Below are 16,397 nucleotides of genomic sequence, written 5' to 3' on the forward strand. Positions count from 1 at the left end.
GGCCCGACTTCGTCGGGATACCCTCACTTCGACGACGCTCCGTGAGCCCGCGCCGAACGGACATCCATGTCCTGACGGCGCTCTCGCCGCATCCATGCGGCTCGACCCACTGCGCGTCGTCTGCGTTCGGCCTGCACCCAAGTCGCGATTGGCGGTGACTGGGCTTTTTGCGTATGAAGATCAAAAGCAGATCAAGATCAAAAGCAGATCAAGATCAAAAGCTTCCCGGCTGAAGCCGGTCCTACAGCCCGAGCCAATCCCACAGGCTGCACGCGCTGCTGTTAGTGGGACCGGCTTTAGCCGGGAAGGGGCCGGTTTGGGCACCATCAATCTTGCGGTTCTATGCCTGATCGTTCCCACGCCCCGCGGGGTGGTGACTAGGCTTTTGGCGCATGAAGATCAAAAGCAGATCAAGATCAAAAGCTTCCCGGCTGAAGCCGGTCCTACAGTCCGAGCCAATCCCACAGGCTGCACGCGCTGCTGTTAGTGGGACCAGCTTTAGCCGGGAAGGGGCCGGTTTGGGCGCCATCAATCTTGCGGTTCTATGCCTGATCGTTCCCACGCTCCGCGTGGTGGTGACTGGGCTTTTTGCGCATGAAGATCAAAAGCAGATCAAGATCAAAAGCTTCCCGGCTGAAGCCGGTCCTACAGTCCGAGCCAATCCCACAGGCTGCACGCGCTGCTGTTAGTGGGACCGGCTTTAGCCGGGAAGGGGCCGGTTTGGGCACCATCAATCTTGCGGTGCTATGCCTGATCGTTCCCACGCTCCGCGTGGTAATGCCGCCTCTGACGCTCCGCGTCCCACCGGAACTGGCCTTTCAGTAAGCCCTAAGGAGCGTCAGCCCCGCTTTATTTCCCGGCCAATTCCATGATCATCGCTGCGGTGAGGTAGAGCCTCGGGGCGATGCTGGTGAGGTCGATGTATTCGTCGTCGGCGTGGAGGCCGGCGCCGACGACGCCCATGGTTTCGAGGACGGCAGGTTTTTGGCTGTCGGGGACGTAGGCGTAGCCGGCGTCGGTGCCGAAGCGCATGGCGATGGGTTCGAGGGTGCGGCCGGTTTTGGCGTAGATCGCTTGCGCGGTTTTGGCGAGGTCGTCGGTGGCGGGGTTTTTCGCCAGCGGCGGGCGGCCTTTGTCGAGGCGGAAGGTGACGTCGGTGCCGTCGATCATTTTGCCTTGCACGATGCGTTGTCCGTCGGCCAGCACGCGGTCGGATTCGCTCAGGTCGGAGTAGCGCATGTCGCCTTCGGCCGCAGCGCTGGAGGGGATGATGTTGCGCTTCTCGCCGCCTTTGATCAGCGTCCAGTTGACTGTGGTGCCCTTGGCCGGGTCGCCCAGGTCCTTGAGCTGCACCAGTTGGTGGGCCAGTTCCATGGCGGCGTTGCGCCCGGCTTCCGGGGCGGAGCCGGCGTGGGAAGACTTGCCTTTGACGTCGACGAACACACCGTTGATGCCGTTGGTCGCGACCGTCACGGCGTCCTTGTCCGGTGGCTCGAACGAGAACACGTAGTCGTGCTTGCGGGCGAGTTCGGCGATGAGAGTTTTCGAGCCCGCGGAACCCGTTTCTTCGTCAGGGTTGAACAGCACGGTGATCGTGCCGAAGTCCTTGAATTTCTCGTCTTCCAGCAGCTTCAGCGTGTGCAGCACCATTGCCACGCCCCCTTTGGCATCGGCTACACCGGGGCCGTACGCATGCTCGCCGTCGACGCGGAAAGGTCGCTTGGCCGCAGTGCCCGGGCCGAACACGGTGTCGTAATGGATCATCAGCAGAAAGGACTTGCTGCCCGTGCCCTTGAGGGTGCCGACGATGTTATCGCCTGCCGAGGGTGTCGCCGGCGTGGTTTCGACTGTCGCGCCTAAAGCCTTTAGTCGTTCGACCAGCACCGCGCTGACCATTTTCAGGCCCGCCGCCTGACCCGTCCCGGTGTCGATGTTGACCAGTTGCTTGACCGTGGCCAGATAGGGTTTTTGCTCGGCTTCGGCCTTCTTCAATAACTGCTCGGGGGAGACATCGGCGGCGTAGGCGCTGCAGGCAAAAAGGGCGGCGAGGATGGAAGCGCTCAGGGCGGTACGTCGAACGTGCATGCTGGATCCCTCAGATGATGGTCGAGTTGTTGTGATGTCCATGGAACCACATCGTTCCGGCAGCCGCCGCGCTTTCCTGCATCATTCACCGTAGAATCCTCCTCTGAAATAAACAGTGACGAGGTTACAGCGGTGGATTTACAGCAGGGCTTCGTCCTGACCCGGCATTGGCGCGACACGGACGCCGGCACCGAGGTGGAATTCTGGCTGGCCACCGATGAGGGCCCGCGCAAGGTGCGCCTGCCGTACCAGACCTCCGTCGCGTTCATTCCGGAGCAGCACCGCGAGCGCGCTGAAGCCGTGTTGCGCAACGAGCGGCATGTCGAGCTCAAGCCGCTGGCGCTGTGTGATTTCCGCCACCGCCCGGTGCTCGGGCTGTATACCCGGCAGCATCGCCAGTTGATGAACCTGGAAGGTGACCTGCGCAAAGCCAGCGTCGACGTCTACGAAGCCGATATCCGCCCGCCCGAGCGTTACCTGATGGAGCGTTTCATCACCGCGCCGGTGCAATTCAGCGGTCGGGCCGACGTCAATGGCCTGTTGCTGGACGCGCAACTCAGGCCTGATCCCGGTTACCGACCGACCCTGAAACTGGTGTCCCTGGACATCGAGACCACCGAGCGCGGCGAGCTGTATTGCATCGGCCTGCATGGCTGCGGCGAGCGTCAGGTGTACATGCTCGGCCCGGCCAACGGCGATGACGCCCAGGTGAATTTCAAGCTGGAGTACTGCGACACCCGCGTCGCGCTGCTGGAGAAACTCAACGAATGGATGGCCCGCCATGACCCGGACGGGATCATCGGCTGGAACGTGGTGCAGTTCGATCTGCGCGTGCTGCACGAGCACTCGCGGCGCTTGAACGTGCCGCTGCGCCTGGGTCGCGGCGGGGAGGTGATGACCTGGCGCGAACACGGCGCGCGCAACAATCACTTTTTCGCGGCGGCGGCCGGGCGTTTGATCATCGACGGCATCGAGGCGCTGCGCTCGGCGACCTGGAGCTTTCCGTCGTTCAGTCTGGAAAACGTGTCGCAAACGCTGCTCGGCGAAGGCAAGGCCATCGACAATCCGTATCAGCGCATGGACGAGATCAACCGTATGTTCGCCGAGGACAAGCCCGCGCTGGCGCGTTACAACCTCAAGGACTGCGAGCTGGTCACGCAGATTTTTGCCAAGACCGAGCTGCTGACGTTCCTTCTCGAACGCGCCACGGTGACCGGCCTGCCGGTGGACCGAAGCGGCGGTTCGGTGGCCGCGTTCGAGCATTTGTACATCCCGCTGATGCACCGCCAGGGCTTCGTCGCGCCGAACCTCGGCGAGCGCATGCCGGAAGCCAGCCCCGGCGGTTTTGTCATGGACTCCCGCCCCGGGCTGTACGAATCGGTGTTGGTCCTTGATTACAAAAGCCTGTATCCGTCGATCATCCGCACCTTTCTGATTGACCCCGTGGGCTTGATCGAGGGCCTCAAGCACCCCGACGACAGTGCGTCGGTGGAAGGCTTTCGTGGCGCGCGTTTTTCCCGGACGCGGCACTGTCTGCCAGCCATCGTCTCGCGGGTGGCCGAAGGGCGCGAAGTCGCCAAACGCGAGCGTAATGCGCCGCTGTCCCAGGCGCTGAAAATCATCATGAACGCCTTCTATGGCGTGCTGGGTTCCAGCGGCTGCCGCTTTTTCGACACGCGGCTGGCTTCGTCGATCACCCTGCGCGGGCACGAGATCATGCACCAGACCCGGCTACTGATCGAAGCCCAGGGTTATGAAGTGATTTACGGCGACACCGACTCGACGTTTGTCTGGCTGAAAAAAGCCCACGCGCAGGACGATGCCGCGCAGATCGGCACCGCGCTGGTCCAGCAGGTCAACGACTGGTGGCGTGCTCATGTGAAAGAGGGATACGGGCTGGAGAGTGCGCTCGAGCTGCAATTCGAAACCCACTTCAAGCGCTTCCTCATGCCGACGATTCGCGGTGCGGAGGAGGGCAGCAAGAAGCGTTATGCGGGTTTGGTGACCCGCGCCAATGGCGAAGACGAAATGGTCTACAAGGGCCTGGAGGTGGTGCGCACCGACTGGTCGCCGCTGGCCCGGACCTTTCAGCAGGAACTGTATCTGCGGATTTTCCAGCGTCAGCCATTTCAGGAATACATTCGGGAGTACGTGGGCCGAACCCTGGCCGGGGAACTCGACGGCCAGTTGATCTACCGCAAGCGCCTGCGCCGGGCCCTCGACGATTACGAACGCAACGTGCCGCCCCATGTGCGCGCCGCGCGGCTGGCCGATGAGTACAACCGCCAGCAGGGTCGGCCGTTGCAGTACCAGAATGGCGGCTGGATCAGCTACGTGATCACGGTCGCCGGCCCCGAGCCGTTGGAAGTGCGGACGGCGGCCATCGATTACGACCACTACATCAGCAAACAGCTGCAGCCGATCGCCGACGCGATCCTGCCGTTCGTGATCTCGCGGACGATCGATCTCAGCTCCCAGGATCAGTTCAGCTTCGACTTCTGAACCCTTTTTTTCTGACCCGTCTTCTCAAACCAGCGGCTTGATCCGCAGCGCCTCCAGCACCACGCGAAACGCTGCCGTGTGCTGGCGCCGGCTGGGGTAGTACAGGTGATAGCCCTCGAACGGCTCGCACCAATCGGCCAGCACTTCCACCAGTTCGCCCTGCTCGATATGCGCGGCCACCAGCCCCTCGGGGAGCTGCGCCAGACCGACGCCATCCAGGCACCCCTGCAGAATCTGAAACACACTGTTCATGATCAACGGGCCGTCGACGCGCACGCGGGTCTCGCGGCCGTTTTTGGCGTACTCCCATTGATACAGCGCGCCATGGGTCGGCAATCGCAGGTTGATGCAGCGATGGCCGGGCAGGTCTTCCGGCACCCGGGGCGTGGAATGCCGCGCCAGGTAATCGGGGGACGCCACGGTCATCAGCCGCAACGGCGGGGCAATCGGCGCGGCGATCATGTCCGCTGCGAGGGTGTCACCCAGGCGCACGCCGGCGTCGATGCGCTGGGCGACGATGTCGGTCAGGCCGTAGTCGGTGACCAGCTCGATGGTCATGTCAGGGTATTGATCGAGCAACGGTCTGAGTCGCGGCCAGAGCACGTAACGCGCGGCGAACTCGTCCGCCGTGATGCGCACCGTGCCGGAAGGTCGGGCGCTGTGCTCGATGGCGGCGTTGACCTGTTCCTCGATGCCGTCAAGCAGTGGCGCCAGGCCCTTGAACAACTGCTCGCCGGCCTCGGTGCGGGTCACACTCCGTGTGGTGCGGGTGAGCAGGCGAACGCCGAGACGCTCCTCAAGCAGGCGTATGGTCTGGCCGACGGCGGAGGGTGAGATGCCCAGCGCGGCGGCGGCACGGGTGAAATTCCCTTCGCGGCCGACCGCAAGGAACACCGCCAGGTCATCGAGTTTGTAGTCCGCCATTGCGAAGCATTCCTTCATTTTGATCAAAGCATTCTACGGATACTGTCGGGAATAAGCCCTTGTTACGCTGCCTGCACATTTTCTGGAGATCATTATGAATGCCACCGTGAGCGCCACTGATACCGCTAATGAAGACATGCAAATCCACCGTGCCGGCTCGGCCAAGGCCATCAAGGGGCCGGCAGACTGGTTCACCGGCGACGTAAGAATCGACCGGATTTTCAACGCCCCGGCACCGGCGCGGGTCGGCCTGGCTATCGTCAATTTCCAGCCCGGCGCGCGCACTAACTGGCACACCCACCCGCTGGGGCAGATCCTGCTGGTCACCGACGGCGTCGGCTGGACCCAGTGCGAAGGCGGGCCGAAAACCGAAATCCGTCCGGGGGACCTGATCTGGTGCAATTGCGGCCGTCGTCACTGGCACGGCGCGACCGACACCACCGCCATGCAACACGTCGCGGTCAACGAAGCGCTGGACGGTAAGCCGGTTGACTGGCTGGAGCCGGTGACCGAGCAGACCTACCTGGCCGGGCCGGTGAAAAAAGACTAAGGGGCTGGCGAGGGTTGGTCTTCACCCCGCCGCAGCCTGGCTGCGCATCCGCGCGATGTCCTTTTTCGGCGGTGCGCCAAACAGCCGACCGTACTCGCGACTGAACTGCGACGGGCTTTCGTAACCGACCTTGAACGCGGCGCTGGCGGCGTCCTGGTGTTCGTTGAGCATCAGCCGTCGCGCCTCGTTCAGGCGCAGCCATTTCTGGTACTGCAGCGGGCTCATGGACGTGAGGTTGCGAAAGTGCAGGTGGAAGTTCGGCGCGCTCATCTGCACCCGCGCGGCCAGCTCTTCGACGCGCAAGGACGTCGTGTAATTGAGCTTCAGCCAGTCGATGGCCCTGGCAATGCGGTGGCCCTGGCTGTCGACGGAAGCGATATGTCGCAGCAGCGGCGCCTGATCGCCCTGGAGCAGCCGGAAGTGAATCTCGCGCTGCAACAGGGGCCAGAGCACCGGAATGGCGTCGGGCTCCTGCAACAGATTGACCAGTCGGGCGAGGGGATCGAGCAGCGCTGCGGTCAGGCTGGCAATGCCCGCGCTTTTGCGCACAGTGCGCTCCTTCGGTGCCGGGATATCCCCTTGGGCGATCAGCTCGGTCAAGGTGCGCAGGTCCAGCTTGAAGACCAGTCCCAGACAGGGCACGTCCGCGCTGGCGAGGGTCACGGCGGAGTTGGCCGGTACGTCCAGCGAGGTGATCAGAAAGCGCGTCGTGTCGTAGGGATAGACATCGCTGCCGATGACCATTTCCTTGGCGCCCTGAACCACCAGCACGATGCTCGGGGCCAGGATGCAGGTGACCGGCGGCGAGGGTGCTTCGCGGCGAAACAGGCCGAGGCCGGTGATGACGGTGGCGAAATCACCGGAGGCCGGCGTCAGGCTGCCGATGATGCGCGTCAGCGATTGCAACTGGGCTCGGGTGTCGCTGCCTGTTGCCTGCATTGAAATCGCGGTGTCGCCCATGTTTTCCCCCACCTGGTTTTGCCGCGGCGTTGCCGTGGTTTTGCTGTCCTGCCGAGCCGGAACTGTACGGGCCCGGTAAAACAGCCGTCCAGCCTCACCCCTGCGGATTGATCGGATCGGGCAAGAAAGCCACCGGATCGCTCTACTGCCTGCCCGGGCTGCCCCATGAATATGTGCATCGCACACTTCATTCGCGCCGCGCCCCGGCGCCGGAGACATTCATGAAACAGCTGATGATGGGGCTGGCCTTGCTGGCCAGCTCATTCGCAACAATGGGAGCCGATATGTCCAGCGGAGCTGACAATTTCTACACCAGTGAACAGGTCACCCGGCAGAAGGTGACGTTCAACAATCAATACCAGATGAAGACAGTGGGCAACCTGTTCGTGCCCAAGGACATGATCAGCGGCCGCAAGTACCCGGCGATCATCGTCGGTCACCCCATGGGCGCCGTGAAAGAACAGAGCTCGAACCTGTACGCGCAGAAACTCGCCGAGCAGGGGTTCATTACGCTGGCGATCGATCTGTCCTTCTGGGGCGAAAGTGAAGGCCGGCCGCGTAATCTGGTGTCCCCTGAGATCTACGCCGAAGACTTCAGTGCCGCCGTTGATTACCTCGGCAGCCAGGGTTTCGTCGACCGCGACCGCATCGGCGTGCTGGGCATCTGCGGCAGCGGCAGTTTCGCCATCAGCGCCGCGAAGATCGATCCGCGCATGAAGGCCGTCGCCACGGTGAGCATGTATGACATGGGCGGCGTCAATCGCAACGGCCTGCATCATTCGGTCAGTGTCGAGCAACGCAAAGAAGCCATCGCGGCCGCCGCTGCACAACGCGACGTCGAATTCGCCGGCGGCAAAACCCAGTACACCAGCGGCACCGTGGACACACTCACCGAGCAGTCCAACCCGATTGAACGTGAGTTTTACGACTTCTACCGGACCCCACGGGGCGAGTTCACCCCCAAGGGCCAGTCGCCTGAATTGACCACGCACCCCACGCTGAGCAGCAACGTGAAGTTCATGAACTTCTATCCTTTCGCTGACATCGAGACGATTTCACCGCGGCCGATGCTGTTCATCGCTGGCGAGAATGCCCATTCCCGTGAGTTCAGCGAGGAGGCGTATCGCCTGGCCGGTCAGCCCAAAGAGCTGGTGATCATTCCGGGTGCCGGGCACGTGGACCTGTATGACCGGGTGAATCTGATCCCTTTCGACAGGCTGACGGCGTTCTTTCAGACCCACCTGAAGTAACCCCCAGGCTGTTTCAAGCCGCTTGATCCGGCGCGGTGTCGACGGATCGAAGGGGTAGATCAGGGGTTTACGTGGCGTGACGCACATTGGCGTCACGCCACAGCCTCATTCCTTCACATCCATGAAATCCTTGGCCCAGGCCACGTAATTTTCCGGGAAGGTGTAGGTGTGGGTCAGTTCGGTGGCGCTGTGGTTCGAGGTGCTGTGGGTGACCTGACGCTGGGCACGGAGGCTGTCGTAGGTGGCCTTGATCGCGGCAAAGTACGCCGCGTGACCGGCGACCACCACCCGCACCCCCAGATCAGCCAGGCGCTGCCGGTCATTCAGCTCGGGATTGCCGTAGGTCACCAGCATCAGCGGGACGGTGAGCTTTTCCGAAATCTGCTCCAGGTGCTCGAAGTCCTTGATGCCAACAATGCAGATGCCGTCGGCACCGGCCTTTTCGTAGGCCAGGGTGCGTTCGATGATGTCCTGGACCGGCAAGACCCCGGCGTTGGTCCGGGCGACGATCGTCAGTTCCGGGTCGACCCGGGCTTCAAGGGCGGCCTTGACCTTGCCGATGCCTTCTTCGATCGAGACCAGGTCGGTGGATTTACGGCCGAATTGCGCGGGCAGCAAGGTGTCTTCGATGGTCAGCGCCGCCACACCGGCGCGCTCCAGTTCTTCCACGGTGCGCATGACGTTCAGGGCGTTGCCGTAGCCGTGGTCGGCGTCGGCAATGAACGGCAGTTGCGCGACACGACCGATCCGGGTGGCCTGCTCGACGAACTCGCTCAGGGTAATCAGTGCAAAATCCGGCGCTGCCAACACCTGCAGCGACGCCACCGATCCGCCCAGAATACCGACCTCAAACCCCAGATCCGCCGCAATGCGCGCCGACATGGGATCGAACACTGAAGCCGTCTCGACGCAGTGCTGCGAAGCCAGCTGCTCACGGAATTTGCGACGCAAAGCGGAGTGGGAAATTCTGGACATAAGGCTTCCTGATTCAGGCCGTCATCGAAATGCCAGCAATGCTACCGCAAATTCAGGCTGAAACGTCTCACCTCGATGAGCGACGTGCATTGAATTGCCATTGCACCCCGAGGTGACTGACCTCCACCGCACTCAGTAGGAGCTGCTTCAGCCGGGAAGGTGCCAGACCTCACACCACACGACCTCAACTCCAAATAACAAAGCAAGCGCTTGCGTGAATCGATTCAGCTGTTCTAGGATTCAGCTGTTCCGAAATATTTCAAAGCAATTCCCGAGTGTCACCCGCAAAGAGGTGGCCCAGGCATAAAAACAAGAAACCTCGGAGATTCACATGATCAGCTCGTCTGCTCGATTGCCGCGTGTGCTGTCCGCGCTCGTCATTGCTGCTTCATCGGCCGCCCGGCCATGAGCGCCGTCCCCGCTATGTCTCCTCAGCCCGTGCTGGAAATGACCGCCATTTCCAAGACCTTCAACGGCCTGCGTGTGCTGAAAAATGTCGCCCTCAAGGTCTACGCCGGTGAAGTTCATGCCCTGATGGGCGAGAACGGCGCGGGCAAGTCGACGCTGATGAAGATCCTGTCCGGCGCTTACCAGGCCGACGCCGGTGGCGAGATCCGCATCGACGGCCAGGCCCTGAGCGCATTCGACCCGTTGTCTGCCAAAGCGCGTGGCATCGCCGTGATCTATCAGGAGCTGAGTCTCTGCCCCAACCTCAGCGTCGCCGAGAACATTTACCTGGGCCGCGAATTGCGCCGTGGCTGGAGCATCGATCGCAAAGCGATGGAGGCCGGTTGCGTCGACGTCCTAGTGCGACTGGGCGCCGATTTCAAACCCTCCACCAAGGTCAGCGTGCTGTCCATTGCCGAGCGGCAACTGGTGGAGATTGCCCGGGCGCTGCACGCCAACGCGAAAATCCTGGTGATGGACGAGCCGACCACGCCGCTGTCGTCCCGGGAGACCGACCGCCTGTTCGCGCTGATCAAGCAGCTGCGTGACCAGGGCCTAGCGATCATTTACATCAGCCTTTTACTGATTGCACCAAATCCCCAGAAATCTTATCACGCCTATTTCTTAGCCTAGCATGCCGCGCTCAATTGCTTACCCTGAGCGTGCAATGTCCACGCCCAAAGGCTCTAGTCAGAGGCTTGAGACACGAGGACTCCTCGCGAGGCCAATCCAACATCCCTACCGGGGACTGCTTGCCGACGCCCCCCATGGGTAACTCCGCTCGTGTGCAACCTTGCCCTTATCCTGATCAGCGCTCTGACGGACGGTCAGCTCAAAGCTCGGGCCATCGAGTGTCCCGTTTCCTCCCCATTTAGCCTGTGGCCTCAGATTTAGATCGGCTATAGATCAACGGTCGCCAAGCATGAACTTTAAAACAGTTGCTGAGGATAAGGGTAATCGGCGGCTGGCCGCCCATGCAGCGGCTCATTGACTGGCGGGTCATCGGTTGTCAGAACCTAGTTACAGAGGGCTAACCGGCCTGAATCTACCCATACCACCATTACCTACTTGGACCCATGATCCTCATCGGTAGGCCACCCAGCACGGTAGGTCGGGGGATTGTGCTTTGAGGGCACATGGCACCTGCTAAAGTCCAAGTGTTACGTCGAATATCCGTTAACTGCTACCAAGACCTTAGTTTGTTGCAAACCGGTGGGCTCATCCACTTCTCCAGCCATTTGACTGGACGATAGATAAAGAACGCAGCGCCCGGGCCACTGCCTATGACAGCTAAATATTTATATCTGTCGTAAAACGGCGTTTCCAACACCGCTCTAAGATCTGAAATGTCATTCCTCAACAGGCTGATAGCTTGGTTGCACTGATCGACTCTTTGCTGAAAGGCTGTAGCCCTGTATCGAAGTGTGTGCACAAATTGTTGGCACTGCTCCAAATCAACCCCGTCTATCTGCGCACTATATAAGCTGCCATATTCACCGCAGTCTTTAAGAACTTTGCTCCTTGAGTCATTTCGCTTTACAAGCGAAACAAGGGCTTCTGCAGTCCGAAGTTCTTTGTCTGCGGTTTCTAGCTCGAATTCTTGGTGGCTGAGATCCTCTGAACAAGTAGCCAGGAGTTCTTCGGCGAGCTCTAATGTTCTCTGAGTCGCTATGTAGTCAATGTTCGGTGGTGTCACGATTCATGTCCTTGAAGAACTGGTTTTAAGGCTCGGGCCCAAATTATCAGAAAATGCCCGCAGTTTTCGTGTCGGCAGACATCTTCACAACTTTGATGACGAGGTAGCTACTGGCCGCAGGGCAACATCTCTAACAGGGGGTCAGGTGCACTTTGAGTTTCTGCAGAATATAGATCGCAACGGCTCCGGCCAAATTGTTTGAGAGTCGAGCGACGTCTGCGTCGGCGGACTTATTTCCGCCGTGGGCGGTGCCTAGATGAGTTCTAAGAGCACCGGTTCCTTGAGCAATCGATTTCACGCCCCCGAGCAGGGATTTGATGTCCTTGGAATGGTCAGTCCCGTCAGGCATCTGGAGGGGAGGGAAGTCGTCTACTACTGCGTTGATGAACTCTGATATTGTTTTCCTGCTTCCAAATGGAATCTTCCTCTCACTGAGATAGTGCCGGCAAACCGACTCAAGAAATTGCGTTGTTCGCGTGAGAGAGTCGCTTGCGTCTACATCAATGGCTAATCTTGCATCAGCCCATTGTTTTTCGAAATAGTCACCTTCCATCAAGCCGGCGAGGTCTGTATGAATACTTTCGCTCTGCTCCTCCGAAAATTCCGATAGAAGTCTTGCAGCGCTTTTTGCTTCGCCGAGCTTTTCTCTAATTTTCTGCTCCAGCGCTAACCAGAGCGAGTCGATTGATTCCGGTGCGGCAAGTTTAATCAGTTTTGCATCATCCTTAAAGTCACTGATGTAGCGAACTGTCATCATCCCCTCCTGTGGTGTTCCGAGGGCTCGGGCGTCCTCCAAGGTATCTGATAGTAGAATACGCAGGTTATTTCCATCAAAATTTAACATGCCGTACTCCCAGGCATCCTCGTCAATTTGTCCTAAGGAAATCCGTGCCCCAGTTACCCAAATGTCTAAGCCATGCACGCTTTCGCGCAAATCTTTTTCGACGTTTTGGAGCCCTGCCCGGATCTCGCTGCGGGTAGCCACCACTAGTCTGGCCAAGCGAGAGAGTGCTTCTTTTCTTGTTGTCATGGAGGCTTTACTTCTTATCGTTCGAGCTGGTATGAGAGAGCTCGAGCATAACTGTATAGGCGTCCTCTTCGCGAGCCTCTTAGCGCATTGCCGCGGGGCAGGAGGATACAGAATCCTTGCTCTCCGTCTTAAGTGCAAGCGAGGGTAGGAGTTTATCCCTGCGTGGCTTCGGGGCGATGCGCGGCTCCGGCCAGATATCGTTATAGCGTGCGTATCAAATGCCGATATGGGTCTTTTACGGCCGCGAGCTATTTGTGCGGTTGACCAAGTGGTCGACAAGGGTCGATAAGTACCTCTACCCGGTTATTCCCGGAAAGCTCAACCCTGTTCGAGCCTCAAAATTCAAAACGGTTTGAGCCTTTAAGGAGAACTCCTAGCCTCGGCCGTGTCTTTGAGGGGGTGAATGTCGCTCGGCGGATCTCCGTGCTGCTCGCTCCAGAACTGCGATTATCCATGTCGCAGCATGATAAAAGATTCACCTCTTAGGCCTGTCCTATTATCAGAATCAGCTATTAATCAAGTGATGGCTCAAGTATTTAGGAAATACAGAGACATCACCAACGAATGGATAATTCCGTTCAAGGATCGGTACGAAGAACTCAACCGGCGGAGAGTGGGTGTTGACGGAACCCGAGATTGGCGGCTAGAGGAATCTCTAAAGGAAGATCGGAGCTTGTTAACCAGTGATTTCGCCACGGCCTTACGACGTCAAATAGGCCCTGATTTCCCACTGAAAATCAGGGCGTTTTCGTATGTTCAACTGGGTCGCTCGCATTCAAGCAGTGGTCAAAATCAAATCCTTGCGGCTTTAGGCTTTTCATTCAGTCGCCCTACCTCTAAAAGCCCTACAGTCCCCAAGAAAAATTTTGACGAGACCCTGATCAAGCTTCATAAGCTCGCGAATGTCTTGAATGACCCGAACATAATGCGCTCTTTATATCATGTCAATGACGAGCAAAGTGAATTAATTAAAGCTTTGCAACTCGGAAAACTTGGCCAATTGAGCTTGAGCGAAATCAGCTCTGGAGCAGCAGCATTAATACACCAATTTTCAAGTATTGAAATAGCATGCACAAAACTTCTGAAAGAACACCCATATGAAAGCTTGTTGCTATTGATTGATGAGGGGGACGCCTTCCTGCATTTAGGATGGCAGCAGAAATACGTAAGCTACTTGGATAAGACATCAGCACTATTGAAGAAAAAGTTCAGGAGTGTTCAAGTCGTACTCGCAACTCACTCGCCGGTGCTCATGTCGGACTTTCCCCGTGAATGCATTTCTATCCTCGATGGCAAAACTTGGTTAGAGGATTTGATGGAAGACTCTCCTTCTTTATCTCCTAGCGAGTCGTTTGGAGCCCCGTTAGACGCAGTGGTTCGTCAAGTAGGCCAGACCGGTACCATGGGTGCGTTCGCGGCCCAAGCGATCAAAAGCGTTGTGGCAGAGATATCGGAAGGGATGGAGGTGTCACCCGAGCGGATTGACATGATTGGAGACCCTGTGATCCGCAGGCAGGTCAGAAAAGCGGTTTTTGAGCAAAAACTTCGGAAGCCAGAGGTTTGATATGCAAATTAATATTTCAGATATCTGGTCAAATGCTGTTATGCAGAAGCATAAACTTTTCGTCGAGGGCAAAATCAACAACGCCCTGCCACCTAGGAATGCGCTGATCGGTGAGCTGCTGACAGCGCACGGCGGTTGCTTGGCTATCGCTCGCCCAGACGCATTGAGGAAAATTATCAGCCTTACTGAACAGAAGCTAAAAACGGTAGCAAAAGCCGAGCGCATCGCCTTTCAAGAGGAATGCACTAGAATTTTCGACTATGGCCGATTCGCCGCAAAAAGTACCAAGAACTGGAACGCTTACAGCTTGTGCATGACTGCTGACTACCGCTTGTGCCCTTACTGCCAGCAGAGCTTAGCCGTAACCATATACCGAGACAGCAAAAGTGGCGCCTTGCGACCTACCCTTGATCACTTTTACCCCAAACACAAGTATCCCTATCTTGCCTTGTCGCTCTACAACCTGATACCGAGCTGCCATCCTTGCAATAGCTCTCTTAAAGGGCAAAAAGACTTCTATAAAAACGAGCATCTACATCCGTATGAGGATGATGAGGTCATCTGCTACGATTTTGACATAGCATCTTACATCCAACATCGCGAGTTGGCGCTCACCACTCAAGCGCCGCAGGTCAGTATCCGAAAACTTGCAAGCCATCACCGACTTCACGGTAAGCTTCAACGGTCAATTGCAACGTTTCTTGCTCAAGAACGCCTGGCCGTCTCCGAGCCGGAAGTGAGTCGTTTCATAGAAGCTCTGCTTAGTTACAGCCCGGAAAGGCTGGATGAAATCAACCGTACTATATTTTTAAACTCCAACTGGGCTCTTACTCCTGAAGTAGCCATAAATTTTTCTCGAGCTAACTACAAAAACGAATGGCTGGGTGCAATAAAGCGAGATCTGTACGATGCTGGCTGGGAGCTCTGAGACCTTGCGGTGGGGGCAGTGAGGGTTTCAAGCACCTTCTCAAGCGTGTGGGACGATTGCTAAGGAGGATGCCCTCCGTGCGCACGCTGTGGCGAGAAGAGTACGTTGGTGAACTGAGCTAAATCTCGCGCATCCCAGCCCTTTATAGGCATACCCAGGCTGTTGGCATGATTTGGTCTAGGTAGACTGGCCAGTGCTTCGGCGTGCGCTCAGTCCGTCTTGCCCCAGCCGTCAACCGCGCTGGAAGTCCAGGATCTGATGCAGCTCAGCCCAGGGCATCCGCGCCACTTGACCCTTAGCTTTGCAGCTTGGCTCATGGGGCAATACGTCCTCACTGAGCGAGATGGATTGGCCCCGCATACACCCAGTGCATACGGCAAGACCTCCTACCAATGCCCAAGCGGATGACCATGCGATCATGGGTTGATTGCAGTCCATGTGTGGCGCTCCTTTTGCCAGTGATAAACCTCATGCTCACCTAAGCTGCGTGCGCTGTCGACGCTCAAACAGGTGCCCTCGAACGAGGAGTACAACCCCTTATTGGGAGAGGATCTGAAGTGCGCTGGCACTCGCGCGCTCGTGTTTGGGCGTCAATGGACATTGAGCTTCACGATCTTTCCCACTCGTGCGTCTTAAGTGTGAGTAAGCATCTTGTCCTCAGCGCTTTGGATTTTCTTGGCCAATATCACAAGCCGCCTCGCTTCTTCATCCTGCACCACAGGGGCAAAGTGAGAGATCGCGGGCAAAGTAATAGTCTGTGCTGGCTTCAATGGCAGCTTGGTTGATCCACGCCACCTCCCCAATGGACAGCTGTTCAACGGGTGCAACAGGCTTAGTTGGCCTATACCACAGACATGTTGTCGGACTGAGAGGCAACATTGGCATGCGCTTAGCGTTGTCCGGCACGATGAACTCTCCCTCCATGGCACACAGGATATTCCAGTTTGAGTCCCCCATATCCTTCGCAGCTCTGGCTACATCCAGCCTGATGCTCGGACTAGCCAAGAATCTGCCCGCCACCGTGAAGTCTCCTCGAATTGTGCCGATGCCTGCTTTCTCCAACTGCTCTTGCTCATCCTTGGTATACACACGTGACAGTCCGAGCAAATTCTCCACGTAAATGGATTGATCCTTTACCCTGTCCTGCTTGTGACCCGCGCGAATGTTCCACAGGCAATAGAACTCATTAATGACTGTTAAGTCTGCCTTTTGGAATGACGCTTGGTCATTACCAAGAATCCGATTAGCAAGAGCTTGGAAGTCGTCTTCGACCTTTTTCATGAAACCCGACTCTGCCTGGTGATCCCAAGCCCTTTCAGCGCAGAAAAGCTCATTAGTAGGCTTCGCCTGGATGACCTTGTCTGCGGATTTAAGGAAAATCTCAACGTTTCCGTTCAAGCCGGTGAAACGTAAGCGTCCGGCGAAGTCACCTACCCGATCCCCGCAATAAGGGCGATGTTCTCCACTTAAAAATACGTGGACACCA

The 16,397-nt window shown here is 58.0% G+C and carries 11 protein-coding genes and 1 pseudogene; 6 read left to right on the top strand and 6 right to left on the bottom strand.

What is annotated here, in order from left to right; all coding sequences use genetic code 11:
- Nucleotides 1-849: 849 nt before the first annotated feature.
- A complete protein-coding gene (locus BBI10_RS00305; RefSeq protein WP_065986033.1) occupies nt 850-2,085 on the bottom strand; it encodes a M20/M25/M40 family metallo-hydrolase in 1,236 nt (411 codons plus the stop codon).
- Between the two features lie 132 nt (nt 2,086-2,217).
- Between BBI10_RS00305 and BBI10_RS00310 the strand changes: the two genes are divergently transcribed.
- Nucleotides 2,218-4,587, top strand: a complete 2,370-nt coding sequence (locus BBI10_RS00310) for a DNA polymerase II (RefSeq protein WP_065986034.1) — start codon at nt 2,218-2,220, stop codon at nt 4,585-4,587.
- Nucleotides 4,588-4,611: 24 nt separating this feature from the next.
- Here BBI10_RS00310 and BBI10_RS00315 read toward each other — a convergent pair whose 3' ends face one another.
- Nucleotides 4,612-5,511, bottom strand: a complete 900-nt coding sequence (locus BBI10_RS00315; protein WP_065986035.1) for a LysR family transcriptional regulator — start codon at nt 5,509-5,511, stop codon at nt 4,612-4,614.
- Between the two features lie 94 nt (nt 5,512-5,605).
- Between BBI10_RS00315 and BBI10_RS00320 the strand changes: the two genes are divergently transcribed.
- Nucleotides 5,606-6,061 carry a (R)-mandelonitrile lyase gene (locus BBI10_RS00320; protein WP_141695069.1) on the top strand — a complete coding sequence of 152 codons (456 nt, stop codon included), beginning with the start codon at nt 5,606-5,608 and terminating at the stop codon, nt 6,059-6,061.
- Nucleotides 6,062-6,082: 21 nt separating this feature from the next.
- Here BBI10_RS00320 and BBI10_RS00325 read toward each other — a convergent pair whose 3' ends face one another.
- Nucleotides 6,083-7,021 carry an AraC family transcriptional regulator gene (locus BBI10_RS00325; RefSeq protein WP_244160275.1) on the bottom strand — a complete coding sequence of 313 codons (939 nt, stop codon included), beginning with the start codon at nt 7,019-7,021 and terminating at the stop codon, nt 6,083-6,085.
- A 221-nt stretch (nt 7,022-7,242) separates the two neighbouring features.
- Here BBI10_RS00325 and BBI10_RS00330 point away from each other — a divergent pair, with 221 nt between their 5' ends.
- A complete protein-coding gene (locus BBI10_RS00330; RefSeq protein WP_065986036.1) occupies nt 7,243-8,271 on the top strand; it encodes an alpha/beta hydrolase in 1,029 nt (342 codons plus the stop codon).
- A gap of 105 nt (nt 8,272-8,376) precedes the next feature.
- Here the strand turns inward: BBI10_RS00330 and BBI10_RS00335 are convergent, their stop codons facing one another.
- Nucleotides 8,377-9,246 carry an isocitrate lyase/PEP mutase family protein gene (locus tag BBI10_RS00335; RefSeq protein WP_065986037.1) on the bottom strand — a complete coding sequence of 290 codons (870 nt, stop codon included), beginning with the start codon at nt 9,244-9,246 and terminating at the stop codon, nt 8,377-8,379.
- 423 nt (nt 9,247-9,669) lie between these two features.
- Here BBI10_RS00335 and BBI10_RS00340 point away from each other — a divergent pair.
- A pseudogene (locus tag BBI10_RS00340) lies at nt 9,670-10,269 on the top strand (ATP-binding cassette domain-containing protein); the annotation flags it as partial.
- 1,250 nt (nt 10,270-11,519) lie between these two features.
- Here the strand turns inward: BBI10_RS00340 and BBI10_RS00350 are convergent.
- Nucleotides 11,520-12,419 (bottom strand): abortive infection family protein, encoded by a 900-nt coding sequence (locus tag BBI10_RS00350; RefSeq protein ID WP_244160276.1) that lies wholly within the window; start codon nt 12,417-12,419, stop codon nt 11,520-11,522.
- 673 nt (nt 12,420-13,092) lie between these two features.
- Between BBI10_RS00350 and BBI10_RS00355 the strand changes: the two genes are divergently transcribed.
- Both BBI10_RS00355 and BBI10_RS00360 read left to right on the top strand, forming a co-directional pair.
- Nucleotides 13,093-13,983, top strand: coding sequence for an AAA family ATPase (locus BBI10_RS00355; RefSeq protein ID WP_167355755.1), 891 nt, complete (start codon nt 13,093-13,095; stop codon nt 13,981-13,983).
- Between the two features lies 1 nt (nt 13,984).
- The gene (locus tag BBI10_RS00360; protein ID WP_065986040.1) at nt 13,985-14,911 is read left to right on the top strand and encodes an HNH endonuclease; all 927 of its coding nucleotides are present in this window, start codon (nt 13,985-13,987) and stop codon (nt 14,909-14,911) included.
- Nucleotides 14,912-15,616: 705 nt separating this feature from the next.
- Here BBI10_RS00360 and BBI10_RS27495 read toward each other — a convergent pair.
- A partial coding sequence (locus BBI10_RS27495; protein ID WP_167355756.1) for a hypothetical protein occupies nt 15,617-16,397 on the bottom strand: 781 nt, incomplete at its 5' end.

The sequence above is a fragment of the Pseudomonas graminis genome (assembly GCF_001705435.1).
In the GTDB taxonomy this organism is placed as follows: Bacteria; Pseudomonadota; Gammaproteobacteria; order Pseudomonadales; family Pseudomonadaceae; genus Aquipseudomonas; species Aquipseudomonas graminis_B.

What these genes read in the sequence shown, in the direction of transcription:
- BBI10_RS00305 (WP_065986033.1), bottom strand. Translation starts at nt 2,085, where the DNA reads ATGCACGTTCGACGTACCGCCCTGAGCGCTTCCATCCTCGCCGCCCTT.
- BBI10_RS00315 (WP_065986035.1), bottom strand. Translation starts at nt 5,511, where the DNA reads ATGGCGGACTACAAACTCGATGACCTGGCGGTGTTCCTTGCGGTCGGC.
- BBI10_RS00320 (WP_141695069.1), top strand. Translation starts at nt 5,606, where the DNA reads ATGAATGCCACCGTGAGCGCCACTGATACCGCTAATGAAGACATGCAA.
- BBI10_RS00325 (WP_244160275.1), bottom strand. Translation starts at nt 7,021, where the DNA reads ATGGGCGACACCGCGATTTCAATGCAGGCAACAGGCAGCGACACCCGA.
- BBI10_RS00330 (WP_065986036.1), top strand. Translation starts at nt 7,243, where the DNA reads ATGAAACAGCTGATGATGGGGCTGGCCTTGCTGGCCAGCTCATTCGCA.
- BBI10_RS00335 (WP_065986037.1), bottom strand. Translation starts at nt 9,246, where the DNA reads ATGTCCAGAATTTCCCACTCCGCTTTGCGTCGCAAATTCCGTGAGCAG.
- BBI10_RS00350 (WP_244160276.1), bottom strand. Translation starts at nt 12,419, where the DNA reads ATGACAACAAGAAAAGAAGCACTCTCTCGCTTGGCCAGACTAGTGGTG.
- BBI10_RS00360 (WP_065986040.1), top strand. Translation starts at nt 13,985, where the DNA reads ATGCAAATTAATATTTCAGATATCTGGTCAAATGCTGTTATGCAGAAG.